Annotated in this window: 25 protein-coding genes; 14 read left to right on the top strand and 11 right to left on the bottom strand. The window is 68.1% G+C overall.

Annotation, left to right across the window (positions count from 1 at the left end):
- A complete protein-coding gene (locus DMB37_RS40295; protein ID WP_135237223.1) occupies positions 1 to 762 on the bottom strand; it encodes a DUF4190 domain-containing protein in 762 nt (253 codons plus the stop codon).
- A 194-nt stretch (positions 763 to 956) separates the two neighbouring features.
- Here DMB37_RS40295 and DMB37_RS40290 point away from each other — a divergent pair, with 194 nt between their 5' ends.
- Positions 957 to 1,319, top strand: coding sequence for a hypothetical protein (locus tag DMB37_RS40290; protein ID WP_135237222.1), 363 nt, complete (start codon positions 957 to 959; stop codon positions 1,317 to 1,319).
- A 53-nt stretch (positions 1,320 to 1,372) separates the two neighbouring features.
- On the opposite strand, the gene DMB37_RS40285 is transcribed toward DMB37_RS40290, so the two are convergent.
- The 3 genes from DMB37_RS40285 to DMB37_RS40275 all read right to left on the bottom strand — a co-directional run bounded on the left by DMB37_RS40285 (position 1,373) and on the right by DMB37_RS40275 (position 3,999).
- Positions 1,373 to 2,044 carry a TetR/AcrR family transcriptional regulator gene (locus DMB37_RS40285; RefSeq protein ID WP_135237221.1) on the bottom strand — a complete coding sequence of 224 codons (672 nt, stop codon included), beginning with the start codon at positions 2,042 to 2,044 and terminating at the stop codon, positions 1,373 to 1,375.
- The gene (locus tag DMB37_RS40280) at positions 2,028 to 3,173 is read right to left on the bottom strand and encodes an acyl-CoA dehydrogenase family protein (RefSeq protein WP_135237220.1); all 1,146 of its coding nucleotides are present in this window, start codon (positions 3,171 to 3,173) and stop codon (positions 2,028 to 2,030) included. The genes DMB37_RS40285 and DMB37_RS40280 overlap by 17 nt, the downstream gene beginning before the upstream one ends.
- 133 nt (positions 3,174 to 3,306) lie before the next feature.
- Positions 3,307 to 3,999 carry a TetR/AcrR family transcriptional regulator gene (locus DMB37_RS40275; RefSeq protein ID WP_240772161.1) on the bottom strand — a complete coding sequence of 231 codons (693 nt, stop codon included), beginning with the start codon at positions 3,997 to 3,999 and terminating at the stop codon, positions 3,307 to 3,309.
- A 200-nt stretch (positions 4,000 to 4,199) separates the two neighbouring features.
- Between DMB37_RS40275 and DMB37_RS40270 the strand changes: the two genes are divergently transcribed.
- The 6 genes from DMB37_RS40270 (at position 4,200) to DMB37_RS40245 (ending at position 9,677) form a co-directional block, all read left to right on the top strand.
- Positions 4,200 to 5,129, top strand: a complete 930-nt coding sequence (locus DMB37_RS40270; RefSeq protein ID WP_135237219.1) for an alpha/beta fold hydrolase — start codon at positions 4,200 to 4,202, stop codon at positions 5,127 to 5,129.
- 40 nt (positions 5,130 to 5,169) lie between these two features.
- Entirely contained in the window at positions 5,170 to 5,379 is a 210-nt protein-coding gene (locus DMB37_RS40265; protein WP_135237218.1) for a hypothetical protein, read from the top strand.
- Positions 5,376 to 6,899 (top strand): hypothetical protein, encoded by a 1,524-nt coding sequence (locus DMB37_RS40260; protein ID WP_135237217.1) that lies wholly within the window; start codon positions 5,376 to 5,378, stop codon positions 6,897 to 6,899. Before DMB37_RS40265 ends, DMB37_RS40260 begins: the two co-directional genes overlap by 4 nt.
- A 46-nt stretch (positions 6,900 to 6,945) precedes the next feature.
- Positions 6,946 to 7,734 (top strand): hypothetical protein, encoded by a 789-nt coding sequence (locus DMB37_RS40255; protein WP_135237216.1) that lies wholly within the window; start codon positions 6,946 to 6,948, stop codon positions 7,732 to 7,734.
- Positions 7,735 to 7,818: 84 nt separating this feature from the next.
- Positions 7,819 to 9,249 carry an SDR family NAD(P)-dependent oxidoreductase gene (locus DMB37_RS40250; RefSeq protein WP_135237215.1) on the top strand — a complete coding sequence of 477 codons (1,431 nt, stop codon included), beginning with the start codon at positions 7,819 to 7,821 and terminating at the stop codon, positions 9,247 to 9,249.
- Positions 9,250 to 9,287: 38 nt separating this feature from the next.
- Positions 9,288 to 9,677, top strand: coding sequence for a DUF2784 domain-containing protein (locus tag DMB37_RS40245; RefSeq protein WP_135237214.1), 390 nt, complete (start codon positions 9,288 to 9,290; stop codon positions 9,675 to 9,677).
- Between the two features lie 35 nt (positions 9,678 to 9,712).
- Here DMB37_RS40245 and DMB37_RS40240 read toward each other — a convergent pair whose 3' ends face one another.
- Complete coding sequence (locus DMB37_RS40240) at positions 9,713 to 10,486, bottom strand: thioesterase II family protein (RefSeq protein ID WP_135237213.1); 774 nt, start codon at positions 10,484 to 10,486, stop codon at positions 9,713 to 9,715.
- 40 nt (positions 10,487 to 10,526) lie between these two features.
- Between DMB37_RS40240 and DMB37_RS40235 the strand changes: the two genes are divergently transcribed.
- The 4 genes from DMB37_RS40235 to DMB37_RS40220 all read left to right on the top strand — a co-directional run bounded on the left by DMB37_RS40235 (position 10,527) and on the right by DMB37_RS40220 (position 15,643).
- A complete protein-coding gene (locus DMB37_RS40235) occupies positions 10,527 to 11,873 on the top strand; it encodes a CoA transferase (RefSeq protein WP_135237212.1) in 1,347 nt (448 codons plus the stop codon).
- A 142-nt stretch (positions 11,874 to 12,015) separates the two neighbouring features.
- The gene (locus tag DMB37_RS40230; protein ID WP_240772160.1) at positions 12,016 to 13,572 is read left to right on the top strand and encodes an MFS transporter; all 1,557 of its coding nucleotides are present in this window, start codon (positions 12,016 to 12,018) and stop codon (positions 13,570 to 13,572) included.
- Between the two features lie 137 nt (positions 13,573 to 13,709).
- Positions 13,710 to 14,744 carry a nucleoside hydrolase gene (locus DMB37_RS40225; protein ID WP_135238120.1) on the top strand — a complete coding sequence of 345 codons (1,035 nt, stop codon included), beginning with the start codon at positions 13,710 to 13,712 and terminating at the stop codon, positions 14,742 to 14,744.
- The gene (locus DMB37_RS40220) at positions 14,741 to 15,643 is read left to right on the top strand and encodes an amidohydrolase family protein (RefSeq protein ID WP_135237210.1); all 903 of its coding nucleotides are present in this window, start codon (positions 14,741 to 14,743) and stop codon (positions 15,641 to 15,643) included. Before DMB37_RS40225 ends, DMB37_RS40220 begins: the two co-directional genes overlap by 4 nt.
- An 85-nt stretch (positions 15,644 to 15,728) precedes the next feature.
- On the opposite strand, the gene DMB37_RS40215 is transcribed toward DMB37_RS40220, so the two are convergent.
- Complete coding sequence (locus DMB37_RS40215; protein ID WP_135237209.1) at positions 15,729 to 16,370, bottom strand: NAD(P)-dependent oxidoreductase; 642 nt, start codon at positions 16,368 to 16,370, stop codon at positions 15,729 to 15,731.
- Between the two features lie 122 nt (positions 16,371 to 16,492).
- On the opposite strand from DMB37_RS40215, the gene DMB37_RS40210 reads away from it, so the two are divergent.
- Positions 16,493 to 16,987, top strand: coding sequence for a MarR family winged helix-turn-helix transcriptional regulator (locus DMB37_RS40210; protein WP_135237208.1), 495 nt, complete (start codon positions 16,493 to 16,495; stop codon positions 16,985 to 16,987).
- 21 nt (positions 16,988 to 17,008) lie between these two features.
- Here DMB37_RS40210 and DMB37_RS40205 read toward each other — a convergent pair whose 3' ends face one another.
- Both DMB37_RS40205 and DMB37_RS40200 read right to left on the bottom strand, forming a co-directional pair.
- Positions 17,009 to 17,473: a hypothetical protein gene (locus tag DMB37_RS40205; protein ID WP_135237207.1), complete on the bottom strand. Its 465-nt coding sequence runs from the start codon at positions 17,471 to 17,473 to the stop codon at positions 17,009 to 17,011.
- A gap of 240 nt (positions 17,474 to 17,713) precedes the next feature.
- The gene (locus DMB37_RS40200; protein ID WP_135237206.1) at positions 17,714 to 18,388 is read right to left on the bottom strand and encodes an L-2-amino-thiazoline-4-carboxylic acid hydrolase; all 675 of its coding nucleotides are present in this window, start codon (positions 18,386 to 18,388) and stop codon (positions 17,714 to 17,716) included.
- Positions 18,389 to 18,699: 311 nt separating this feature from the next.
- Between DMB37_RS40200 and DMB37_RS40195 the strand changes: the two genes are divergently transcribed.
- Together DMB37_RS40195 and DMB37_RS40190 are read left to right on the top strand one after the other, a co-directional pair.
- Positions 18,700 to 19,023, top strand: a complete 324-nt coding sequence (locus DMB37_RS40195; RefSeq protein ID WP_167769092.1) for a type II toxin-antitoxin system Phd/YefM family antitoxin — start codon at positions 18,700 to 18,702, stop codon at positions 19,021 to 19,023.
- Positions 19,024 to 19,185: 162 nt separating this feature from the next.
- Positions 19,186 to 19,593 (top strand): type II toxin-antitoxin system VapC family toxin, encoded by a 408-nt coding sequence (locus tag DMB37_RS40190; RefSeq protein WP_135237205.1) that lies wholly within the window; start codon positions 19,186 to 19,188, stop codon positions 19,591 to 19,593.
- A 6-nt stretch (positions 19,594 to 19,599) separates the two neighbouring features.
- On the opposite strand, the gene meaB is transcribed toward DMB37_RS40190, so the two are convergent.
- The 3 genes from meaB to DMB37_RS40175 are packed head-to-tail and all read right to left on the bottom strand — an operon-like array spanning position 19,600 to position 24,904.
- On the bottom strand, positions 19,600 to 20,736 hold the full coding sequence (gene meaB / locus DMB37_RS40185) for a methylmalonyl Co-A mutase-associated GTPase MeaB (protein ID WP_255508356.1): 1,137 nt from the start codon (positions 20,734 to 20,736) through the stop codon (positions 19,600 to 19,602).
- Entirely contained in the window at positions 20,733 to 23,027 is a 2,295-nt protein-coding gene (scpA, locus tag DMB37_RS40180; protein ID WP_135237204.1) for a methylmalonyl-CoA mutase, read from the bottom strand. The genes meaB and scpA overlap by 4 nt, the downstream gene beginning before the upstream one ends.
- Positions 23,027 to 24,904, bottom strand: coding sequence for a methylmalonyl-CoA mutase family protein (locus DMB37_RS40175; RefSeq protein ID WP_135237203.1), 1,878 nt, complete (start codon positions 24,902 to 24,904; stop codon positions 23,027 to 23,029). The genes scpA and DMB37_RS40175 overlap by 1 nt, the downstream gene beginning before the upstream one ends.
- Between the last annotated feature and the right edge of the window lie 43 nt (positions 24,905 to 24,947).

The raw sequence follows: 24,947 nt of genomic DNA, 5'->3' as shown, positions 1-24,947 counted from the left end.
CTACTCGGTCCAGAGCACCCAGGTGCCGCTGCGGCCCGAGAGCTCACAGACCAGCGCGCGCCCGTCCGCGGTGCGGCCCGTCTTCGCGGTGCTGCCATCGCATTTGCCCCCGGCCTGCTGGATCGCCGTCGACACCACGAACGGTCCCGACCACCGATAGCTCCCGGAGCTCAGTAGGCAGATGAGCGTGCCACCCTCGGCGCCGCTGCCGATCTGGCCGACCTGACTCTCGGTGCACGACGCACCCTTTTTCAGGTTGCTCGGCTCGGTCGTGCTCGCACCCGTCGTGGTGGTCGCCGCCGCGCTCGGCGCGACGGAGGTGGTCGGCGGGGGTAGTCGATCGGCGGTCGACGGCGCGGACAGGCTCGCCGTCGTCGGCAGCCGGTCGGCGCGAGTCAGCGAGTCCGGCAGCATGTTTCCCGACAGCACCACGAGCCCGGCGACGGCGGTCACCTCCGCGACACCGATCAGCAGCGCGAACATCGCCATCACCCGGCCGCGCGGATGCGAGAACGCGATGAACCCGAAAACGATGGCGACCGGAAACAATCCGATCAACGCGGCCACCAGCGCGACGATCGCATAGGGATTCACAATGGGCGGAATTTCCACCCGCAATCGGCCGGTCCTGCGCCGCGGCGCCTCCTGCCAACGCTCCTCGGGCTCCGGCTCGACCCACTGCTCTTCCTCGGCCGCCGGCCACCTGTCATCCTGCGCTGCCGCAGGCCAACGTTCACTTTCACGGCGATCCGCCCGTGCCATGCCAGGACCCTCTCCACACAAACCACCGTGCAGGAACCTCGGACTGCCCGGACCCGCCCCGATATCCCGACCCACAATAGGGGCACGGCGGCGCGACATCATCTGAAACGTCCAATTGCTGGCTGTTTTGCCATTCGAGGTTCATGCTGATCGGAAAGTGTCACTGATCTTGCGCTGACTCCCCAGGAGGAACCATGTTCGGTAGCACCACCTCTGACGACCGCGAAAACCGGCCGTGGCACGCCCAGGCGGGCGATCTACTCGGCGACAATTACAACGTTCCCGGCCTCATTCTCTGCGCGCTCGGCATGGTCGCAATGGCCTGCACCCTCACCGCCGCCGGTTACGGCCTCAGCAATTGGACACAGATCGGCGCGATCGCGACGGCCGCGCTGTGGATCCTCGGCATCGGCGCGCTGCTGGTCGAGCATCGACGCGAGGAGGTGCTCGAACGCAAGTACGGCAGGCTCGGCCACGCGCCGGGACACCGACGGCCGGTGCGCTACAGCATGGAGCGCGCCACCTCCGGCGAGACGGCTCCGGAACCACTCACCTAGACCCTGTGTCGAAGCCCAGCTGGATGCACTGATGGACACGGACCGCCGGGCGCTCAGTGCCGGCGGTCCACCTTCGGCAGCGACTCGGTGACCAGGGTCATCAGCATGTCGGCGAGCAGCTCGTGCACCTGCGGGCGGGTGAGGGTGCCGCGGGTGATCCATTCGCGCCCCGCGACTTTCACCAGCCCGCCGTACGCGCGGACCATCGCGCGCAAAGCCGCACTGCGTGCCGAATCGGCCAGTCCGACCATGAGCAGCAGGCGCTCGGCGGCCGCGTCGTCGGCCTGATCGAGGATCTGCTGCACCTCGGGGTCGTCGCCGACGCCCTCGTGACTGGTCACCTTCACCCAGGTGCTGCCGTGCTCGGCGATGGTATCCAGCAGCCAGTGCACGCTTGCCTCGACGCGCTCGCGCTCGGTGCCGGTGGGCACGATCATGTCGTCCAGTTTGGGCAGGGTGACCATGCGGCGCACCACCGCGAGATAGAGGTCGCGCTTGTTGCCGAAGTAGTGGTTGATCAGCCCGCGGGCCACCCCGGCGCGCTGGGCCAGCTCGGCGGTGGACACGGCCGCGTAGGGCCGCTCACCGAACATGTCGATCGCGCAGGCCAGGATCTGGGCCCGCCGCTCGTCGGGTTCGAGCCGACGCCGGCGCGGCAGCGCGGCAGCGTCGGTGTCGCCCCGGCGAGCGGTGGGATCGCTCGTCGTATCAGAGAGACCGGGCAATGAGATCCTTCATCACCTCGTTGCTACCCGCGAGGATGCGCAGGACGCGGGCGCCGGTGTAGAGCTGCGAAATCGGATACTCCGTCATGTAGCCGTAGCCGCCGAACAGTTGCAGGCAGCGGTCCACCACGATACCCAGCTGGTCGGTGAGCCAGTACTTCGACATCGCCGCGGTGGGGATGTCGAGTTCGCCGCGCAGATGCTTGACGATGCAGTCGTCGAGGAAAGTGCGGCTGACCTTCGCGATGGTGGCACACTCGGCCAGCTCGAACTTGGTGTTCTGCATCGCGAACAGCGGCTTGCCGAAGGCCTCGCGGCCCTTGGTGTACTCGATGGTCAGCTGCACGGCCTGCTCCATCATCACGACCGCGATGATGCCGGTGACCAGGCGTTCCTGGGCCAGCATCTGCATCATCTGATAGAAGCCGAGGCCCTCGGCCTCGCCGAGCAGGTTCGAGGCGGGCACGCGCAGTCCGTCGAAGAACAACTCCGCGGTGTCCTGCGCCTTGCCGCCGATCTTGTTCAGGATGCGGCCGCGTTTGAAGCCGGGGGTGTCGTCGGAGACGTCGGCGAAGATCAGCGAGACGCCGGAGGCGCCCTTGGTCGGGTCGGTCTTGGCGGCGATGATGATGCCATCGCAGAGCCAGCCGTTGGTGATGAAGATCTTCGAGCCGGTGATGACGTACTCGTCGCCCTCGCGGATCGCGCGGGTCTTGATGTTCTGCAGGTCGGAGCCGGTGCCCGGTTCCGTCATGCCGATCGATAGCACCATCTCACCGCTGGCCGCCTTGGGCAGCACCCGCTGCTTCAGTTCCGCTGAGCCGAACTCCTTCAGGTACGGCGCGATGATCGAGCTGTGCACCGGCATGCCCATCGAGCCGTCACCCGCCCGGGACTGCTCCTCGATGATCGCGGCCTCGTGCGCGAAGGTGCCGCCGCCACCACCGAATTCGGTGGGAATGGCGGTGCACAGCAGGCCGAGCTCGCCGGCCCGGTTGTACAGCGCGCGGTCGGGGTGGCCCTGCGCGACGAACTTCTCCTCGTGCGGGACGACCTCCTTCTCGAAGAACGCCTTCGCGAGGTCGCGTACCGCCTCGACCTCGTCGTCACTCCATGCGGCGCGTGCCATCATCGGATCCTTTGCTCGCTGATCTCCGGCCTCGGTGCCGGTCCCTCGCCATCAGATTCTCGCACTATTGGCAGTGTGTCAACAAAGCGGGCACACGACGAGCCGACCAGTTCCGATGGTTACCGGGAAACGGTCAGCTTGCAGGCTGCTGCGCCTGATTCACGGCGGCGAGCGAGGTGAAGATCGGCGTCTCCGGATCGGCGGAAATACCCTGCCTGCGCAGGAAACCGTCGATCAGGCCCCAGACGAATTCGGTGGCCTGATCGATGAATTCGGCGGTCCGGTCCGGGTGCGGCACGACCGAGTCGGCCAGCCACAGGTCGGTGATCGCGACGACCACGCCGACCACCGCGCGCGACAGATAGTCGATGCCCGCGGTGTCGATCGGGATGGACTCGGCGATATCGCGGGCCTGCCTGGCGAAGCGGTCCGAGGCCGCGCGGCCGAGGTCGAATTGCAGCACCGTGCCGTCGGACTGCTGGGTCACCTGCGCCTGGCCCAGGAAGCGAAAAACGTTGGGATGCTGGAGAATGCTGTCGGCGTATCCGGTGAGCACCCGCCGCAACGCGATTCGCGGCGGTTGCAGCATGAGCGTCAGATCGTTGCCCGCGGCGGCCGCGGCGGCCTTGGCCATCCGGTTGCCGATCTCAGTGTAGAGATCGGCCTTGTCGGCGAACTGCCGATACAGGCGGGGCTTGGTGATCCCCGCTTCCCTGGCGATGTCGTCCATGCTCGGCCGCGGCCCGTCCCGGTCGATCACCCGGATCGCGGCATCGACGATCTCCGCGCGGGAGGTCATCGAAGAACGAACGCTGGGACGGGGCACGACCGCAGCATACACGTACCGCCGGTACGGTTATCGGCGTGAGCTACGCCATAGTCTGCGGCTACGTCTCCCGTTGCCGGGGTTTTCTTCGTACTGTCAGTATCGGAAAACGTACTAGCGGTACGGGGTGTCCGGTTTCGAGCAACCCGACCGATGAAGTGCGTGCACGGCCGGCCGCTCGCACCGAACGAGGCAACGACATGACCAACCTGCTCGACACCGACACCCCCCGCCCGGACCGGCAGTGGACGGTGACCGCCGACGGCACCGAACTCGCGGTCTTCGAATGGGGCGACCCCGCCGCCTTACCCCTGGTCCTGGTGCACGGCCTCACCGACACCCACCGCGTGTGGGCCACGGTGGCCGCCCTGCTCACCGACGGCTTCCGCGTGATCACCTACGACGTGCGCGGCCACGGCCGCTCGACCAGCCCCGCGCTGCTCGAAGACTTCCGGCTCGACCGGCTCGCGGCCGACTTCTACGCGGTGATCGACGCGGCGAGCCCGAAGCGACCGGTGCACACCTGCGGGCACGGCTGGGGTGCGGTGCAGCTGTGGGAGGCCGTGTGCGATCCGCGGGCGAACACCCGAATCGCCTCGTTCACCGCCATTTCCGGCCCCAACCTCGACCATCTCGGCCTGTGGTTGCGGGCCGTCGCACCGCAGGCCAAGCTGCGGGCCGGCGACCTCGGCTGGTGGTTGCGCAATGCCCGCGGCACGCTCAGCCCGGTTCCGGTAGCGCGCAGGCTCTATCCGCCGCGCGTCCGCACGCTGCTGCTGGAACGACTCGGCGGGCTCTCCCCCGTGCCCGCCCGGATCGCGCGCACCTGGCGCACGGATCTGCTGGCCGGCGGGCGGATCGCGCAGGCCAACCTGCTGCATCATCTGCGCCGCCCGCGGGTGCGGCGCACCGCGGTGCCGGTGCAGTTGCTCGTCGACAGCACCGACCCGTTCGTGCCCGCCGCCCTCTACGACACCTCGACCCGCTGGGTCGACCGGCTGTGGCGCTGTGCGGTCCCGGCCGATCACTGGCTGCCGGTCACCGAGCCGCTGCTGGTCGCCGAGGCGATCGCCAATTTCGTGGACGACATGCGCGCCGATCGTGCGGCGATCACCCCACGCAGCAGCTGACCTGCCCCTTTCGTCAACTCGACACCGATACGGAGATCTCATGCCGGACGCAGCCCTGAGCCGAACCCTCGGCGCACCACTGCCCGCCGAATTCGACCGGCTCACCGACTCCGACCTCGACGAACTCGACCGCCTGCTGCGCAACGCGGTGACCGCCCGCGGCGAGCGCCTCGGCGCGGCGGTCGAATCCTCGCTCCAGCTCATTCCCCGGCTGATGCGGCCGACCGTGAAAAGAGCGCTCGGCTTATGAGCACCCAACTGATGGCCCGCGCCGAGACCACGAAACTCGCCCGCCTGCTCGATATCTCCGATCCGGCGCAGCTCGACTTCCTCAATGGCCTTTCACCAGAAGCAATTCGGGCATTCCGCGAGCGAGCCACCGATCTGCTCTTCGACGGCGACGCCGCACGGATGAAACGTGTAGCCGCCGCAACGAAATTGGTACCGACCGCGATCAGTGCCAAGGCCGCCGAGCGCGCGTTCGGTCCGGTGCTGTGCGCGGCCGTCGCGGGCTCGGTCGAACCGGCACGCGCGGTCGATATCGCCAAGGCGTTGCCCGCGCGGTTCCTCGCCGAGACCGCGATCCAGCTCGATCCCCGGCGCACCGCCGACATCATCGCCGCGGTGCCGCCCCGGCTGGTGGTCGAGGTGGCGCGGGAGTTGGTGCGCCGCAACGATCACGTCACCATGAGTCGTTTCGTCGGCGTGGTGCCGGAGGAGTCGATGCGCGCGGCGGTGCCCGCCATGGGCGACGCCGATCTGCTGCGCATCGGCTTTCTGATGGAGGACAAGTCGGCCGTCGACCGGCTGCTGGGCCTGGTCACCGACCGGCTCGCCGGCGTCATCCTGGCCGCGCACGAACACGAGCTGTGGGCCGAGGGCCTCGACCTGCTCGACAGCGTCGGCCCGGAGAATCGGGCCGCGCTCGGCGATATCGCGGCCGGGCTCGGCGGCGACGTGCTCGACGGCCTGATCGAGGCGGTGTGGGCACTGGACGCCTGGGAGTCGCTGTTGCCGGTCACCAGCGCGATGAACGCCGAGAGCTTGCGCGTCTTCGCGGAACGGCCTGCGGTACAGGAGGAATCGGTGCTCGCCTCGATCATGAATGCCGCACTGAACAAAGGGTTCTGGCTCGACCTGCTGCCGCTCGCGGTGCACCTGCAGCCGTCCCAGCTCGCCGTCCTCGCCGCCCGCCTGGCCGACAAATCCGACGAGGAACTCGGCGACCTTGTCACCCAGGCGGATTCGGCGAAGCTGTGGGACGCCATGCTGCCGATCGCGCTCGCCATGACCGATGCCGACCGCCGCCGGATGGCCGGCCTGCCGATCATGCGTGACCCCGAGGTGCTGCGCGCGGTGATCGCCACCACCGCCGAGCACGAACTCTGGTCCCAGGCACTGCCTTTGGTGGACGCGCTACCCGACTCCGCGACCCCGATCCTCGCCTCCTGCCTCGGCGATCTCACCAGGGAACAGCTGCTCGCCGCCGTGCTCACCGCAGCGCGCAGCGACAACATCGACACCCTGGTGGCTGTCGCGCTCGCCCAGGACACCGCGGGCCGGGCCCGAGTACTCGACATCGTCGACGGGATGGCGGATCTCGACGAGTTCCTCGCCGCATTGACACCCGAAACGCCAGATGTGGTGTGGGCGGGGCTGATCGAGGTGCGCGCGGAGATCCCCGCCGAATTGCGCACCCGGCTCGCCGCCCGCGCGGACAGCTGCGGCCGCGGCGGCGAGGCGGCCGATCTGCGCGCCGAACAGGCCTGACCCGAACGACCGGCGGCGCCGACGGCGAGGTGATACTTTCGCCCCCATGACGGGACCGGCGGGTCAGGGGCCTCCTCGCCTCAGCAACGCCGGCTGGCTGCATCAACCGCTGGCGCCGATCGGGCCGATGCGGCCGTACCCGGACGGCCGGGTGCCGCCGCAACCGCTGGGGCGCTGGAAACCGCCCGGCGGCAACCGACTACGCACGCTCGGTGCCGTGGTCGGTGTCTCGACACTGCTGATCGTCGGCGTGCTCGGCGTCGCCGACGGCGATCACCGCGCCGAACCGGTGCCCGATCTGCGGGGCTATCACTACGTCGACAATCTGTGCGCGATCACCGATACGGCGCCCTACACGAACTCCGGCTTCGTCTTGGCGCCGTCGAGTTCGACCGGTCCGAAGTATCCGCTCCATCAGACGCTGCTGCACAACGCCGTCGACTCGATGACCTGCACGATTCGCCTGGCTCCGCCGGGGTCCCGGGAGCGGTCCAAGGACACCACGCTCAAGGCCGGCGCCGCGGTACACAAGCAAACCGATCCCGGTCCTGAATTCACTGCCCGCTTCGAGACCTGGAACAAGTCCGAACTCACCGAGGACGACGACGTCACGAAGATCGATGGTCTCGGTGACGAGGCCTACGTCGTCCGCAAGGAGTCCGAGCACGCCCCGAACACGGGCGTCACCGTCGCCGTCCGCGATGGCTGGACCACCTATGAGATCAGCTGGCTGCACCCACCCTCGCTCGACCCGAACACCGATCTCACGGTGGCGGCCGTCATCGAGTTGCTGAAGGGAACCGCCGCTACGACCATGGCGCTGCTGCGCGCATAGGCAACCGCGCGGTAACCCGGTGGCGGGGTTTGCGACAATGGTCGGGTCGATTTCCCAGCTCACCGAAGGATGCCTGTACCACCGATGGCCGAAAGCATGATCGATCCGGACGAACTCGCGACCTGTCTGCGGGTACTGGACCAGGCCGGACAGCTGGAAAAGGAGCATCCCGACTCGGTGGCGGTGCAGCGCGCGGTCGGCCACATGTTCAAGAAGCTCAAGCAGCGGCGCCGGATCGAGGCCAGGACGGCGGTGGCGCAGGCCGACCGTGAGGTGATCGCCGCGACGGCCACCGGCTCGCCACAGCGGATCGATGACGAGACCGCGGGCATCCCGCTGGCCTCCAACGCCCGCGGCGCGAGCGCGGGCACGCTGCTCCGTGCGCGCCCCTGCTACATCTGCAAGCAGTCGTACACCCAAGTCGACGCGTTCTATCACCAACTGTGCCCCGAGTGCGCGGCGAGCAGCCACGCCAAGCGGGACGCCCGTACCGATCTGACCGGTCGCCGCGCGCTGCTCACCGGCGGGCGCGCCAAGATCGGCATGTACATCGCGTTGCGGCTGCTGCGCGACGGCGCGCACACCACCATCACCACCCGCTTCCCGAACGACGCCATCCGCCGCTTCGCCGCCATGGACGACAGCGCGGACTGGCTGCACCGGCTGCGCGTCGTCGGCATCGACCTGCGCGATCCGGCCCAGGTGGTCGCCCTCGCCGACGACGTCGCGGCGCAGGGCCCGCTCGACATCCTGATCAACAATGCCGCCCAGACCGTGCGCCGCTCCCCCGGCGCCTACAGCGCGCTGGTCGACGCCGAGTCCGGTCCGCTGCCCGCGGGCGCGCTGCCCGACGTGGTGACCTTCGGCAAGACGATGCAGGCCCATCCCACCGCGCTCACCGCCTCGCTCACGCCCACGCTGTCCGCCGCCGATGTCGCCGAACTCGCGTTGGTCGCGGGATCGGCCACGCCCGAACGCATTTCGCGTGGCGTGGCGATCGATGCAGGCGGCCTGGTGCCGGATCTGGCGCACACCAACAGCTGGGTGCAGACCGTCGCCGAGGTGGACCCGACCGAACTTCTCGAAGTGCAGCTGTGCAATTCGGTCGCGCCGTTCATCCTGGTCTCCCGGTTGCGCCCGGCCATGGCAGCGTCGGCCGCGCGGCGCAAGTACATCGTCAACGTGTCGGCGATGGAAGGCCAGTTCGCCCGCGCCTACAAGGGACCGGGCCACCCGCACACCAACATGGCCAAGGCCGCGCTGAACATGCTGACCCGCACCAGCGCCGGCGAGATGCTCGAGGCCGACGGCATTCTGATGACCGCCGTCGACACCGGCTGGATCACCGACGAGCGGCCGCACTACACGAAGGTCCGGCTCGCCGAGGAGGGCTTCCACGCGCCCCTGGATCTCGTCGACGGCGCCGCGCGCGTCTACGACCCGATTGTCCAGGGCGAGAACGGCACCGACCTGTACGGCTGCTTCCTGAAGGATTACCGGCCCTCGCCCTGGTGAGCCCGCCCGGATCGCCGGTCGATGGCTAGGCTGGTGGAGTGTTGTACCGGTTGCTGGCCGATGTCACCGCCGCGGCGCATTTCGTGTTCGTGGCGTACGTGGTCGTCGGCGGGTTTCTCGCGTGGCGCTGGCCGCGCAGTATCTTCCTGCACCTGATCGCGTTCGGGTGGGGTTTCAGCACGATCCTGTTCGGGCTCGACTGCCCGCTCACCCATGCGGAGAACTGGGCGCGGCATAAGGCAGGCGACGCCGGACTGCCGTCGAGCGGGTTCATCGACCACTACCTCACCGGGGTGATCTATCCGGAGAGCGCGCTCGCGACCGTGCGGGTGCTCGTCGCGGTGTGTGTCGCGGTGTCCTGGGTGGGGTACGGATGGCTGCGGCGGCGGGCAGCCGGGTCGGCCACCCGCCTGCAGGCATCCCATTAGTTACACGCGCGAAACAGTCTGGGCCGGAACCGTTTTCATGCGCGCGTACGGTCGCGCGCGAGATGTGCCGCGACCACCTCGGCCACCTCGGCGGGTCGTTCGTCCAGATAGAAGTGCCCGCCGGAAAACGTTGCGCGGTCGAAGGTTCCGGTGGTGAAGGCGCGCCACTCGTCGGCCTGCTCGGGCGTCATCGTGGGGTCCTCGGTGCTGACGAGGGCGACGATATCGGCGGCCAGCGGGTCGCCCGGGGTGTACCGGTACGTCTCGACGGCCTGGTAGTCGCCGCGCACCGCGGGCAGCACCAATTCCGCGAGACTCGGTTCGTCACGCAGCATTTGGATCGGTGCCGGATCGGCGGCCAGCCGCTCCAGCTCCCCGATCAGTTCCGCGTCAGTGCCGAGGTGCACGCGCTGGGTCTCCACGAAACTCGGTGCGGGACGGCCGGATGCGAACAGCGTCGTCACCGGCTGCCCCCTGCGCTCCAGCCGTCGCGCGGTTTCGAACGCGACGCTGGCCCCCATGCTGTGGCCGAATAACGCGAGCCGGTCGATGATTCCGTGCCGCAGCACTTCTTCAGCAATCCGGTCGGCGAGCTCGGTGAGTTCGGTGATCGGCGCCTCGCCGAGCCGGTCCTGCCGGCCCGGATACTGCACCGCGACAACGGCGATGCCCGCCCCGAACTGCTGCGCCAACTCCCGATACGCGGTCGCCGGACCGCCGCCCGGCGGGAAACACAGCAGGTGGTGGCGGGGAGTCGCCTCGGATCGCAGGATCCGCAGCCACTCACCGGACTCGATTGTTCGGCCCACGTAAATCTCCTTCTCAGACGGAACTATTACGCTCTTTCGGGTGAACGCGCACACACGGCTGGTCCACGACTACGAAGCCGGAATCGGTGTCACCCCCTCTGCCATTACGCCGTCTCCCGATCCTGGCAGCAATCTGGCTGCGACACTGCCGGTCTGGTCGCTGGCCGCCGGGTCGGTCGCCGCGCTCATCGCCGCGGCGAACCGGATCCGCGTGGTCCGCGGACTCGATCCGGTCGCGCATCGCATCGACCCCGCGCGTATCACCGCCGCCTTCTGCAGCGAACGCTTATTACTGATCAACGGTCGTCCCGCAACCCTGTTCGGCGACCTCTCCGGATTCTTCCCTACTTTCGACGGATGGGTGCGCACCCACGCCAACTACCCGCACCACCGGGACCGCTTGCTCACCGCGCTCGGCCTGCCCACCGATGCGCCTTTCGATCTCGCCGTGGCGCACATGGCGATGAGCCGCGCTGCCGACATCGAGGACCATGCCGCCGCGCACGGGGCGATCGCGGTGCGCGTTCGCACCGAACAGGAATGGCTGGGCAGCGCCGAGGGCTGGGCCGCCGCCACCGGGCCCGTGGTGGCGATCGAATCGCGCGCCGACCGCGGCGAACCCGGATTGCCGATCGGTGGCGCGCCGTTCCAGCCGTTGCGCGGACTCCGGGTGCTCGACCTGACCCGGGTGATCGCCGGGCCGGTCGCGACGCGGGCGTTGGCACTGCTCGGTGCGGACGTGCTGCGCGTCGATCCGCCGCAGCTGCCAGAAATTCCCTGGCAGTACGCCGACACCTGCCAGGGCAAGCGTTCCACCCTGGTGGATCTGTGGACGCAGCTGCCATTGATCAGGGACTTGCTGGCCTCGGCCGACGTGCTGGTCACCGGCTACCGGCCGGGTTCGCTGGAACGCGCGGGGCTCATCGCCGCCATGCGGCCCGGTCTGGTGCACGGGCGGGTGAGTGCCTGGGGTGAGGTCGGGCCGTGGGGTGGGCGGCGCGGGTTCGACAGCATCGTGCAGGCCGCGTCGGGGATATCGATCGCCGAGGGCGCGCCCGCCGTACCGAGTGCGCTGCCCGCGCAGGCCCTCGATCATGCCTCCGGGTACCTGCTCGCCGCGGGCGTGATCGACGCGCTGGCCGCCCGCGCCACGGACGGCATCGGGCGCGATGTGCGAGTTTCGTTGGCACGCACGGCTTCCTGGCTGCTTGCCGCGCCGGACCGCACGCCGCGTCATCCGCCTGCGGCGCTGCCCGATCCCACCGAGGTGACGTCGCACGGGGAGGTCATCACCGCTACGCCCGCCATCGCCGAGTACCCCGCGTACAACTGGCCTGCCCCTGCCTACGGTGGGGACCGGCCGGCCTGGCCGTTGAAAACCCGGTAGTCGCCGCCCGCATACCGCCCACGGTTCGGGTGCGCGAACCGAAAATCGTTTGCGGTTTCTTACCGGTGACCGATGAGATAGACGTGCCGTGTTCGTCTGAACCGGCATGACCCTCATGGACTCCGCGGAAGGAAACCGTCCCGTGGACAGCACGCTCGACCGGACCTCGGACACGGTGCAGCCACGCGCCGGGCGACGGGAGTGGATCGGGCTCGCGGTGCTCGCGCTCGCCTGCTTCGTCTACGCGATGGACCTCACGGTGCTCCACCTCGCCGTGCCGATGCTCAGCGCCGATCTGCATCCGACCAGCGCGCAGCTGCTGTGGATCATCGACGTGTACGGGTTCATGGTGGCCGGACTGCTGATCACCATGGGCACCCTCGGTGACCGGATCGGACGGCGCCGCATACTGCTGGCCGGCGCGGCGGCGTTCGCGGTGGTGTCGGTGATCGCGGCGTTCGCCCCCACCGCGGAGCTGCTGATCGTCTGCCGCGCGCTGCTGGGCATCGCGGGTGCGACGCTCGCGCCGTCGACCCTGTCGTTGATTTTCAACATGTTCCGCGACAGCAAGCAGCGCTCGGTCGCCGTCGGCGTGTGGGTCGGCGCGTTCTCCGCGGGTGGCGCGGTCGGTCCGCTGTTCGGTGGGGTGCTGCTGGAACAATTCTGGTGGGGTTCGGTGTTTCTGCTCGCCGTGCCGGTGATGGCGTTGCTGCTGGTGATCGGGCCGAAGGTGCTGCCGGAGTTCCGGGATCCCGATGCGGGCAAGCTCGATCCGGTCAGCGCGCTGCTCAGCGTGGCCACCATGATCGCGCTGGTGTTCGGCATGAAGAAGATCGCGCAGGACGGGCTCGGTTTCGCCGCGCTACTGGCATTGGCGGTGGGCACGATCGTCGGCGTGCTGTTCGTGCGCCGCCAGCTGACCAGGCCCGATCCGATGCTCGATCTGCGGCTGTTCCGGCTCGGTGCGTTCCGGCTGGCCTTGCTGATCAATATCGTCGGCATCTTCGTCGCCTTCGGCTACTTCTTGTTCGTCGCCCAGTATTTCCAGCTGGTGCTCGAGCTTTCGCCGCTGGCCACCGGTCTAGCACTCGCGCCCTCGGGTATCGGGTTCATCGTCGGTTCGCAGATGTCGCCGCTCATCATCCGGGTGGTTCGGCCCGCGTATGTGATCGGCGTCGGCATGGCGATCACGGCCGTCGGGTTGCTGATGATGACGCGCGTCGGGCTCACCGGCGGCGTCGCGCTCACCGTCGCCGCCTCGGTGATCATCTCGCTCGGTCTCGCGCCGGTGTACGGGATCACCACCGAGCTCATCGTGGGTGCCGCGCCGCCGGAGCAGGCGGGTGCCGCCGCCGGTGTTTCCGAGACGGGCGCGGAACTCGGTGGGGCGCTGGGTATTTCGATTCTGGGTAGTATCAGTATCGCGCTGTATCGCGGCGATCTCGCCGACACGTTGCCCGCGGGACTGCCCGCCGAGGCGGGTCGATCGGTGCGCGACACCTTGGGTGCGGCGGTGCAGACGAGTGCCGAGTTGCCTGGGCAGCTCGGGGAGGCGGTGTTGCTCGCGGCGCGGGAGGCGTTCCTGCATGGCATGCAGGTCACCGCGTGGATCACGGCGGTTGCGGCGGCTGTCATTTCGGTGATCGCGGTGGTGCGGTTGCGGCATTTGCCCACGGGGGTCGGTGAGGAGCTGCACTGATCGGGTGCGGCACGGGTCGTCGTTGTATTCGGCTCGTCGCGTCTGCCGCGCTGGGCTGTGAACTGGAGTCCAGCCCGCCGGGGCGGGGCGGGGCAGAGCGGCAGCGTTAGTCTCGTGGGGTGCGGCAGAAGATCATCATGGATGTGGATACCGGGGTCGACGATTCCCTCGCACTGCTCTACCTGCTTGCCTCGCCCGAAGCCGAGATCGTCGGGATCGCCTCGACCGCGGGGAACGTGCCCGCGCCGCAGGTGGCGGCGAACAATCTCGCCTGGCTGGATGTGTGCCGCGCGCCCGAGATCGAGGTAGCACTCGGCGCCATCGAGCCGTTGGCGATTCCGCTGCGCACCACCGAGGACACGCATGGGCCGCAGGGGGTCGGTTATGCCGAGTTGCCGGCGTCGGACCGGGTGCTTTCGTCGCGTTCCGCCGCCCAGATGTGGGTCGATCTGGTGCGTGCGCGTCCCGGGGAGATCGTCGGGCTGTGTACCGGGCCGCTGACCAATCTGGCGCTGGCGGTCCGGCTGGAGCCCGCGTTGCCGACGCTGCTGCGCCGGCTCGTGATCATGGGCGGTGCGTTCAACCATCCCGGCAATACCACCCCCACCAACGAGTGGAACGTGCACGTCGATCCGGAGGCGGCCAAGGAGGTTTTCGATGCCTTCTCGGCCGCGCCGCCGGACCGCAGACCGATCGTCTGCGCGCTCGATATCACCGAGACCATCGAGATGCGGCCGAAGCATCTGGCGCTGCTCGCCGAGCGGGCGGGCAGCCTTCCCGTGGAAGCGGTTTCGGAGGCCGATCCGCCCGACGCGCGATCGGTGGCGAGCAATCCGATCGTCCGGCATGTCACCGACGCGGTGCGGTTCTACTTCGACTTCCATCGGCTCTACGACCTGGGTTACCTCGCGCACATGCATGATCCGTTCGCGGCGGCGGTCGCGCTGGATCCCGCCCTCGCCGTCACCCGGCCGGCGACGGTCGACGTCGAGCTCGCGGGAACCTTGACCCGCGCGACCACGGTCGCCGACTGGGCAGGCATGTGGGGTCGGGAACCCAACGCGGACATCGTGATCGGCACCGATCAGGGGTTGTTCTTCGACCGGCTGATCAGCCGGATCGGCGATTTCGCGCGGGCGCTGTACCCGCACGAGGCGGGAGCGCCCGAATGACAGGAGAAGCCGTGACCGGCGACCACGACGACAACACCTACCTCGCCGACTTCCGCGACCGGCTCGGCCTGCCCGGAATCATCGACGTGCACACCCATTTCATGCCGGAGCCGGTGATGCGGAAGGTGTGGGCTTACTTCGACTCGGCCGGTCCGCTCACCGCCCGCGCCTGGCCGATCGCCTACCGCGCCGACGAGCAGGTCCGGCTGAAGACCTTGCGCGGCTTCGGTGTTCGCGCCTTCAGCGCCCTGGTCTACCCACACAAGCCCGAGATGGCAGCCTGGCTGAATGAGTGGACCGCTGAGTTCGCCGAGCGCACCCCCGACTGCCTGCACACCGCGACCTTCTATCCCGAGCCGAGCGCCGAAACCTATGTGGCGGAGGCGATCCGACGCGGCGCCCAGGTCTTCAAGGTGCACATCCAGGTCGGCCGCTTCGATCCTCGCGACCCACTGCTCGACCCTGTGTGGGCACTGATCCAGGATGCGAGCATTCCGGTGGTGATCCATTGCGGGTCCGGGCCGGTGGCAGGCGAATTCACCGGTCCAAAACCCATCGCCGCGCTCCTACACCGTTTCCCGCGCCTACCTTTGATCGTCGCGCACATGGGCGCCCCCGAGTACACCGAGTTCCTCGACCTGGCCGACGAATACCCAGACCTCCGCTTCGACACCACCATGACCTTCACCGACTTCTTCGAAGAGGTCGACCCCTTCCCCGCCCACGAACGCACCAGGCTGCTCGCCTTCGGCGACCGAATCCTGTTCGGCAGCGACTTCCCCAACATCCCCTACACCTATGACCACGCCATCGACGCGCTGGTTCGCCTCGATCTCGGCGACGACTGGCTACGCCGAGTCTGCTACCAGAACGCTGCCGACCTGTTCGGTATCGAATAAGAGTCCGGGCCGTCAGAAACCCGGCGAACTCACCACCGCACCAGCGGATGCCGACAGCGGTCGGACACTGTCGTGTGGCAATGTTCTAGATCGCCCCGACGGTGAATCGCGTGCGCCGGTGGGTGGGGTTTTCGGCTTCGTCCAGTAGGGCGACGGCGAAATCCTCCGTGGAGATCGTTGATTCGCCATCGGGAGCAACGAGGAGTTCGTTCGTGCCGGTTCGGTAGGTGCCGGTTCGGGGGCCGGGGCGTAGGTCGGCGGGTGGGCTCAGATAGGTCCAGTCTGTGGTGGTTTCGGCTCGGCACAGGGCGAGTTGGTCGGCGCAGGCTTGGGCTATGGGGCGCAATTCCGTTGGGAAGTCGGGGGTTTCGTGCAGGATTGTGCCGTCGGTGCCGGGGACGAGCAGGGTTGATGCGCCGCCGACCACGAGTAGGCGGACTTCGGTGTGGGCCAAAGCTTTCAGTAGTACGGCGGTGATTTCGGGGAGCTCGTGTTCTCGGCCTGCTGGTGGGCGGGTGGCGGTGATCACGAGATCTTGTCCGAGACTGAGGGATACGACGTCGTCCAGGTCGGCGGCGTTACCGATGCGGACCTCGGCGGCGGCGGGTACGGCGGCGGCGCGCGCGGGGTCGCGGATGATGGCGAGTACCTCGTGGCCGCGGGCCAAGGCCTCGGCCACTACTCGACTGCCTACGTCACCTGTCGCGCCGAATACCGTGATGCGCATTATTCGTCCTCCTGTCGGACCCGAGCCCGTTTCGATTGCTTAGCACTAAGTAACTTAGCTTAGCGCTGAGTAATTCCCGCATCGAGATACCTCAGCGCTGAGGTATTCGCTAGAGTGCGGTGGTGACCGATCATGTCGACCAGGTGCTCGCGCAATGGCGGGAACAGCGGCCCGACCTGGACGTATCCCCAATGGCCGTGCTCGGGCGGCTGTCCAGGCTGACGCAGCTGACCGGTGTCGAGCTGCGCAAGACGTTCGCCGCGCACGGGCTGGACGCGGCATCTTTCGACGTGCTCGCCACCCTGCGGCGCAGCGATCCGCCGCACTCGCTGACACCCACCGAGCTGATGCACTCGGCCATGGTGACCTCCGGTGCCATCACACAGCGACTCGATCGGCTCGAGGAGCGCGGGCTGGTGCGGCGAACCCCCAGCGAGTCCGACGGCCGTGGCGTCCGCGTCTTTCTCACCGACGCGGGGCACGACGTCATCGATGCAGCGCTACCCGATCACGTCGCCACCGAGGAGCGCATCCTCGGCCCGCTCACCCCGAAGCAGCGCGCTGCGCTCGCGGACACGTTGCGCGTACTGCTCGAATCACTGGGCGACACACTGTGATTCGATGCCCGAGCAGCACGCTCAGGCGGCAGGCAAGGCGGCGACCAGGCTGCGGATGTAGTTGACGCGCTGTTCGGTGTCGAAGACCTGGGCACGGTCGGTGATCTTGACCTGGGTTGCGTAGTAGAAATCCGGCCCTTGCACGCTGACCTGGACGAATCCCTGGATCTTCTCCTCCTTGACGGCCAAGAACACCAGGCCGAGCAGGCAGAAGATCATGAGCAGTACGGCGAGCACGATCGCGTACGAAGGAATGCGGCGGTCGACGGTGGTCTGATTGGTGACAATCCAGACGGTGCCGGCCAACGGCCGCTGCCCGGACGGTGTCATTACCCGGGTCGCCGTGCATCCGATATCGCCGACGGTCACCAGAACCGGCTCCGGAGCGAACGGATGACCCTGTGGCGGCGGTGGCTCCGGCCCCGAAACCCATTGCGGCCGACCCATTTCAGGGTCGGGCGTGCGGTCGATCGCGTCATCGGACATCGCCAGGCACCTCCCTGCCCGCGAAGGGGACGAACCCCCCGCATCACGTCGGCCGGCGAGTCCTCGTTGCCGCGTCGTCGCCAGCTGAGGAACTTTCCACGTTACTACTCGTCAATGCCGCTCGACAACTAGTAGACGGTCAGCAAATAAGCGTTCCAGTCGATGACTATGCAGGTAGAGCGACCGAAGCGGACGGCCGAGGAGGTGAACAGCCCGCCGCCCCGACCGCCCGGCGACCGATCAGCGCTCGGTGCGCTCCCAATGGAACGGGCAGTGGGTGCCGCCGACTCCGATGGTGGTGGCGCGGTCGAAACGGAATCCGTGCTCCGCCGGGTCGATGGCGCGGATCCAGTTCGCGTCGAACTCACACATCACCGGCGTCAGCTCGGACGCCGAATGGGCAACCAGCACATCGTGATAGAAGCACTGGACGACATCCACGTGGTACCGCTGGTGGTCGTCTACGGGGCGCTCGAAGGTGAATCCGGCGCCGAAGGCGTGTTCCTCGCGTGACTTCGACACCGCGACCATGGCGGCGAACGGGTCCTCGGCCGAGTCGAGCATCGACCGGGTCGCTTCCTGAACGGCGTCGCCGAGCGGTTCGACGAACGCACCGCGCAGCGCGGCAATCGCGGCGTCGCCGCCGAGCCGAGGGAGCAAGGCCCGGTAGGCGACCACCAAGGCCAGGGTCATCCGCAGGTTGTAGCGCGCGGGCTCGTCGACGCATCGGTGTGCGTTGACGGCTTCCAACTCCGCGAGCGCCCTGCGCATATCGACGAATAGGCCCTCGGGCAGGTCCGCATGGGCCAAACCGGCTGCGAGGTGGTCGAAAAGTGCTTCGACGACGGCCGCCGAATCGCGTGCCACATCGGGCACGTAATTATTGTCGGCAAGACCGAAGGGGTCGGTGTGCATACTGCGTCCTTTCGAGACATCGCCGGTCTCGAACACAGCACAACCACAAGGCAGGGGTCGGCCGTGCCCGTCACCGACGAGCACGCCAACGCGCTCCACCGACCTACCTGGCGCTGACGATATTCTTGGATAGTCCCGCGGCTGCGAGATATTCGCAGCATCCCACGCGCGGCGATTCTTGTCCAATAGCCCTGGTACCGAACCCTTTTCACGTTCGGCAGACGCGCGCGACCAGCAGGTGGCACCCGGGGCACCCGACGGCCGCTCCCCGAGGGTCGACATTACCGATCCGTTCTGTCTAGACTGTCCAGATGGGGATACTTCAGCTAGACCAGGAGGCAGAGACGGTGCAATGGCAAGTTCAGGAGGCCAAGCAACGATTCTCCGAGGTATTGCGCGCGGCGGAATCGGACGGTCCACAGACCATCACCCGCCACGGTGACGCGGTGGCGGTAGTCCTCGATATCAACGAATACCGCAAGCTGACCCGGCCGGACATCAGCTTCGTCGACCATCTCCTGGTGACGTTCTCGGGTCTCGGCGACGACGTAGCCAACGTACTCGACGAGGTCGAGAGCGCGCGCCAGCACAGCATGCCGCGCGACGTCGACCTGTTCGACGATGCGGCCGGGTAGTCGTGAGCGAGCGTCAGCGAGCGAACCGAAAACACAGCGCGCCGGAGCGCACGACGGAGCCGAGCGCTAGCGAGGCGCAGTCGTGAGCGAGCGTCAGCGAGCGAACCGAAAACACAGCGCGCCGGAGCGCACGACGGAGCCGAGCGCTAGCGAGGCGCAGTCGTGAGCTACCTCCTCGACACCAATGTGCTGTCCGAAATCATGCGACCGAAGCCTGCACCCGCGGTTCTCGACTGGTTGAGCAAGGCACGCGACGCCGACCAGTGGCTCAGCGTCGTCACGGTCGGTGAGCTGCGCCGAGGCGTCGCCTTGCTGCGACATCGGGGCGGGACAGCGCGGGCGCAGCTCTTCGAGCAAGCGATCGCCGATATCGAAACCCGGCACGGCGATCGCATCCTGCCCGTCACCACCGAGATCGTCCGGGCGTGGGCGCGCATCAGCATTCACTCGATCGACATGGCGGACGGGCTCATCGCGGCCACCGCACTGACGCATGGTCTAGCCGTGGTCACCCGCAACGTGAAGCATTTCGAGGAGACGGGAGCGGCGGTGATCAACCCGTTCGGGTGAAGCAGGTCAGCGGCTGTCGAAGGCGCGTAGCAGTTCTTCGGCGGCCAGTGCGGCGGTGAGGGTTCCGTCGCGGACCTGCTTTTCCACCTGTGCGCGAATGGCTTTCACCGCGGGATTGTCGGCGAGGCGACGCAGCAGCTGATCGTGCACCATGGTCCACGTCCAGTCGATCTGCTGGCGACGGCGCTTCTCATCGAATTCCCCTGCGTCGGTGAGGACCCGGCGGTGTTCGAGGACGGTGTCCCAGAACTTGTCCAGCCCGATACCTTCCAGGCCGCTCATGGTGAGCACCGGCGGCCGCCACAGCGCGTCGTGCGGGTGGATCAGCCGCAGCGCGCCGGCGAGTTCGCGGGCAGCGGACTTGGCTTCCATCTCGTGCTTGCCGTCGGCCTTGTTGACCGCGACCAGATCGGCCAGCTCCAGCACGCCCTTCTTGATGCCCTGCAACTGATCACCGGTGCGGGCCAGCGTCAGAAAACAGAAGACGTCGACCATATTGGCGACCGTCACCTCGGACTGACCGACCCCGACCGTCTCCACCAGGATCACGTCGTACCCGGCGGCCTCGAGCAACACGATGGTCTCCCGGGTCGCCTTGGCCACACCGCCGAGGGTGCCCGCGGTCGGCGACGGCCGGATATAGGCGTTGCGCTCCACCGACAGTCGCGCCATCCGCGTCTTGTCACCCAGGATCGAACCACCGGTCCGGGTGGACGACGGATCGACCGCGAGCACCGCGACCCGATGCCCCTTGCCGATCAGATCCATCCCGAGCGCATCGATGAACGTCGACTTGCCGACCCCCGGAACACCGGTGATGCCAACACGATTCGACACCGCCGCCGTGGCCGAGCTGTGCTTGTCCGGCGTCAACTTCAGCAGCAACTGCTGCGCCTGATCCCGGTGATCGGCGCGCGTCGACTCCACCAGCGTGATCGCCCGCGCCAGGGCGGCCCGCTCCCCCGCCCGCACCGCCTCGGCCATCGCATCGATGTCGATCGCCCGACCGCGCCGAACGGACCCCCGCGAGCCCGGCTCGCGAGCGTCCGGCCCACCCGTTGCCGACCCCTGATGGCCCGCATCGGACGAGTCCGGCCGAAGGCCGCCGTGGGCCGAGGTAACCGCGGGATCGCGCTCGCTCATTCGGCCGCGGCGGAATCCTCGGCGCCGCTACCGCTTTCGGGAGACAACTCCGGGTGGCCGAGCTCGGTGGCGAGCTTCTTCAGCAGATCGATCGCCGCGTCGGCGATGACGGTACCCGGCGGGAAGATCGCCGCGGCACCGGCTTCGTAGAGCGCGTCGAAGTCACCGGGCGGGATGACGCCGCCGACGATGACCATGATGTCGGGTCGCCCCGCCTCGGCCAGCGCCTGCCGCAGGGCGGGCACCAGCGTGAGGTGCCCCGCCGCGAGCGAGGACACACCGACAACGTGTACGTCGTTGTCGGCGGCCTGCTGCGCCACCTCTTCCGGGGTCTGGAACAGCGGGCCCACATCGACGTCGAAGCCGAGGTCGGCAAAGGCGGTGGCGATCACCTTCTGGCCGCGGTCGTGCCCGTCCTGCCCCATCTTCGCGACGAGGATGCGCGGGCGACGACCCTCCGCCTCGGCGAAGGCCTCGACCAGATCGCTCGCCTTGGTGATGTTGCTGACCTTCCCGGCCTCGTCGCGGTACACACCGGAGAGCGTACGGATCTCGGCCTGGTGCCTGCCGTATACCTTCTCCAGCGCGTCGGAGATCTCGCCGACCGTGGCCTTGGCGCGGGCGGCATCGATGGCGAGGGCGAGCAGGTTGTTTTCCATGCCGCCCTCGGAAGAGGCTGCGGCACGGGTCAATTCGGCCAGTGCGCGGTCGACCGCGCCGGCGTCCCGATCGGCGCGCAGCTGCCGCAGCTTCTCGATCTGCTCGGCGCGCACCCGGGAGTTCTCGACCTTGAGTACCTCGACCTGCTGGTCCTCTTCGGCCTGATACTTGTTCACGCCGATCACCGGCTGCTGGCCGGTGTCGATCCGCGCCTGGGTGCGCGCGGCGGCCTCCTCGATGCGCAGCTTCGGGATGCCCTCACCGATCGCCTGCGCCATGCCGCCGTGCGCTTCCACCTCGGCGATGTGCGCGCGGGCCCGGTTGGCCAGCTGATGGGTCAGCCACTCGACGTAGTACGAACCGCCCCACGGGTCGACCGGCCGGGTGGTGTTGGACTCCTGCTGGATGAGCAGCTGGGTGTTGCGGGCGATGCGGGCGGAGAAGTCCGTCGGCAGCGCGAGCGCCTCGTCCAGTGCGTTCGTGTGCAGCGACTGAGTGTGCCCCTGAGTCGCCGCCATCGCCTCGATGCAGGTGCGCGCGACGTTGTTGTAGGCGTCCTGCGCGGTCAGCGACCAGCCGGAGGTCTGCGAATGTGTGCGCAGCGACAGCGATTTCGAGCTCTTCGGCTCGAACTTCGCGACCAGCTCGCTCCACAGCAGCCGCCCGGCGCGCAGCTTGGCGACCTCCATGAAGAAGTTCATGCCGATGGCCCAGAAGAACGACAGCCGTGGCGCGAACTTGTCCACCTCCATCCCCGCATCGATACCGGCCCGGATGTACTCGACGCCGTCGGCGAGGGTGTAGGCCAGTTCCAGGTCGGCGGTCGCGCCCGCTTCCTGAATGTGGTAGCCGGAGATGGAGATCGAGTTGAACTTCGGCATCTTGGCGCTGGTGTAGGCGAAGATGTCGGAGATGATCCGCATCGAAGGCTTCGGCGGGTAGATGTAGGTGTTACGGACCATGAACTCCTTCAGAATGTCGTTCTGAATGGTTCCGGCCAGCTGCTCCGGCGCGACGCCCTGCTCTTCTGCCGCAACGACATACAGCGCGAGGATCGGCAAGACCGCGCCGTTCATCGTCATCGATACGCTGACCTGGTCGAGCGGGATGTGGTCGAACAGCTGGCGCATGTCGAGAATCGAGTCGATGGCGACCCCGGCCATGCCGACGTCACCCTGCACCCGTGGGTGGTCGGAGTCGTAACCGCGGTGCGTGGCGAGGTCGAAGGCGACCGAGAGACCCTTCTGCCCGGCCTGAAGGTTGCGGCGGTAGAAGGCATTCGAGTCCGCGGCGGTGGAGAAGCCCGCGTACTGCCGGATGGTCCACGGCTGGTTGACGTACATGGTCGGGTACGGGCCACGCACGAACGGTGCGACGCCGGGCACGCTGTCGAGCGGATACCCTTCGGCCGCAACGGCATCCCGATCGGCCTTGGTGAACACCGGTGGCACGTCGATGCCTTCGGGGGTCGACCACTTCAGCTGCTCGGGCGCGTAGTGGTTGGCTGCGGCCGCCTCGCGGACGAAGGCCTCGACCTGCGCGGCGTCCACGGCGGCGGGCTCGGGTGCCCGCTCGGTCAGCGGCACCTCGGCGAAATTGCCGATCAGATGCTTGATCTCACGAGTAGTCATCAGGCTCCCACCTTCTCCAGCAGGCCGGACAGCGCGGCGACCGCATCGATCTTCGCCGCGAGGAATCCGTCCGGACGCTGCGCGTCATCCAGCTCGGCGATCGCCTTCGCGGCACCCGCCAGCAGCACCGTCGCCACGCCTGCGGCACGCAACTGCCGCACCGCCGCACCGGCTTCCGCGCCGTAGCGCTTGTCCGAACCACACAGCACCGCGATCGGCGCACCGGCTTCGGTTGCCGCCGCGGCGATTCCGTCCACCGTCAATGGTCCGGGATTGACGGACTCGATACCACCGGAGGCGAGCAGATTCGCGATAAAGGTCACCCGGACGTTGTGCTCGGCGACCGAACCCAGCGGCACGAGCAGCGCTTTCGGCCGCGCGCCGTGCGCGGCCAGATAGGCGTCGGAGCGGTTGCGCAGCGCCTCGAACGTGGCGCCGTAGCGGGCCACCTGATCGGCCTGACGCGCCGCCTCGGACAGCGGAGGTTCGGCCAGGTTCGGGAATTCGTTCACTCCGGTGACCGACGTCTTGCGGTGTGCCACATCGGTATCCCTGGCCGCCTTGGTGGCGGCGATGCGCTCGGCGATGAGCCCACTGTCCAGTGCGGCGAGATAACCGCCTGCGGACTCGATCTCCTGCATGAACTCCCACGCCTTGGCGGCGAGCGCGCCGGTCAGGTCCTCGACATACCAGGAGCCGGCACCGGGATCCTGCACGAAGCCCAGGTGCGACTCCTCGAGCAGCAGCAGCTGGGTGTTGCGAGCCATCCGGTCCGCGAAGGACTTCGAGACGCCGAGCTCACCGGCGGGCAGCGCGGCATCGAACGGCAGCACGGTCACCGTGTCCGCCCCGCCGACCCCGGCGCCGAACGCCGCGAGGGTGGTGCGCAGCAGGTTCACCCACGGATCGCGCTGGGTCATCATGGCCGCGGAGGTCACCGCGTGCTGCGGCGCGCCACCGAAATCCGGTGCGCCGCACACATGCGCGACCCGGGCCCAGAGTTGGCGTGCGGCACGGAACTTGGCGATCGTGGCGAACTGATCGTCGGTGGCCGCGAAGCGGAAGCTCAGCTGCTCCAGCGCATCCGCGATATCCAGTCCCTCGGTGAGGGCGCGCAGGTAGGCCAGGCCGGCGGCGACGGCGGCGCCGAGCTCCTGGGCGTCGGAGGCGCCCGCATTGTGGAAGACCGTGCCGTCCACGGTGATCGCGCGCACCGTCTCGGCGCGCGCTACCGCGGCCCCCGCCAACGTCACCGTCTCCGCGAGCCCCACGTCGGCGACTCCGGCGAACCCGCTGGTGAGCGGCGCCGCACCGAGCGAGACGTGAATGTCCTTGCGGGAAGCCGTGTCATAGCTGTCGAGCGCGGTGTACAGCTGCGCCGCCGCCTCGACCGCGTCAGTGCCCGCGTCGAGGGTCACCGGCGCGAGGTCGAACAGCAGCCCGGACAGGGCGGTAGGCAGATCGGCCGCCGGTACGCCTCGGTCGCCGACGCCGAGCCAGACCGCGCTGATCCCGCTGCCCAGACCGGCCAGGATCTCCCGATTGACCGCAGCCGCATCGTCGCCGCCGAAATGCGCGCTGACGTACCAGCCGCGGTGGACGTCGCGAGTGGCGTCACCACCCCGGACGAACGGATAGGTACCGGGCAGCGGCTGCTCCGGCAGCTCGTCCTTGCGCGTGTACAGCGGGGCGATGGTCAGCCCGTCGTAGGTGGTTTCCGCGAGCAGATGCTCTGGTTCCGCGGGCAGGTCGGCGATCTCGACCCGCCGGACCTTGGCCAGTACCCCGGCCACGCCCTTGCGCCACGCGGCGAATTGCGGAACCGGATCCGCGCCCGTGGGCGCCGCGTCCGGCCCGGGCTCTGAAGCAATCGGCATAGCTTGCTTTCCTCTTCCACTCGACTGCAGGCGCACCCGTGGT

Source organism: Nocardia sp. CS682, from assembly GCF_004634405.1.
Classification (GTDB): domain Bacteria; phylum Actinomycetota; class Actinomycetes; order Mycobacteriales; family Mycobacteriaceae; genus Nocardia; species Nocardia ninae.
The sequence above is the reverse complement of the archived record's forward strand: the minus strand, read 5'-3'. Positions and strand labels throughout refer to the sequence as shown.

What these genes read in the sequence shown, in the direction of transcription:
- DMB37_RS40250 (WP_135237215.1), top strand. Translation starts at nt 7,819, where the DNA reads ATGGCCGAAAGCATGATCGATCCGGACGAACTCGCGACCTGTCTGCGG.
- DMB37_RS40255 (WP_135237216.1), top strand. Translation starts at nt 6,946, where the DNA reads ATGACGGGACCGGCGGGTCAGGGGCCTCCTCGCCTCAGCAACGCCGGC.
- DMB37_RS40290 (WP_135237222.1), top strand. Translation starts at nt 957, where the DNA reads ATGTTCGGTAGCACCACCTCTGACGACCGCGAAAACCGGCCGTGGCAC.
- scpA (WP_135237204.1), bottom strand. Translation starts at nt 23,027, where the DNA reads ATGACTACTCGTGAGATCAAGCATCTGATCGGCAATTTCGCCGAGGTG.
- DMB37_RS40270 (WP_135237219.1), top strand. Translation starts at nt 4,200, where the DNA reads ATGACCAACCTGCTCGACACCGACACCCCCCGCCCGGACCGGCAGTGG.
- DMB37_RS40195 (WP_167769092.1), top strand. Translation starts at nt 18,700, where the DNA reads ATGGGGATACTTCAGCTAGACCAGGAGGCAGAGACGGTGCAATGGCAA.
- DMB37_RS40200 (WP_135237206.1), bottom strand. Translation starts at nt 18,388, where the DNA reads ATGCACACCGACCCCTTCGGTCTTGCCGACAATAATTACGTGCCCGAT.
- DMB37_RS40265 (WP_135237218.1), top strand. Translation starts at nt 5,170, where the DNA reads ATGCCGGACGCAGCCCTGAGCCGAACCCTCGGCGCACCACTGCCCGCC.
- DMB37_RS40260 (WP_135237217.1), top strand. Translation starts at nt 5,376, where the DNA reads ATGAGCACCCAACTGATGGCCCGCGCCGAGACCACGAAACTCGCCCGC.
- DMB37_RS40280 (WP_135237220.1), bottom strand. Translation starts at nt 3,173, where the DNA reads ATGGCACGCGCCGCATGGAGTGACGACGAGGTCGAGGCGGTACGCGAC.
- DMB37_RS40220 (WP_135237210.1), top strand. Translation starts at nt 14,741, where the DNA reads ATGACAGGAGAAGCCGTGACCGGCGACCACGACGACAACACCTACCTC.
- DMB37_RS40295 (WP_135237223.1), bottom strand. Translation starts at nt 762, where the DNA reads ATGGCACGGGCGGATCGCCGTGAAAGTGAACGTTGGCCTGCGGCAGCG.
- DMB37_RS40205 (WP_135237207.1), bottom strand. Translation starts at nt 17,473, where the DNA reads ATGTCCGATGACGCGATCGACCGCACGCCCGACCCTGAAATGGGTCGG.
- meaB (WP_255508356.1), bottom strand. Translation starts at nt 20,736, where the DNA reads ATGAGCGAGCGCGATCCCGCGGTTACCTCGGCCCACGGCGGCCTTCGG.
- DMB37_RS40225 (WP_135238120.1), top strand. Translation starts at nt 13,710, where the DNA reads ATGGATGTGGATACCGGGGTCGACGATTCCCTCGCACTGCTCTACCTG.
- DMB37_RS40215 (WP_135237209.1), bottom strand. Translation starts at nt 16,370, where the DNA reads ATGCGCATCACGGTATTCGGCGCGACAGGTGACGTAGGCAGTCGAGTA.
- DMB37_RS40175 (WP_135237203.1), bottom strand. Translation starts at nt 24,904, where the DNA reads ATGCCGATTGCTTCAGAGCCCGGGCCGGACGCGGCGCCCACGGGCGCG.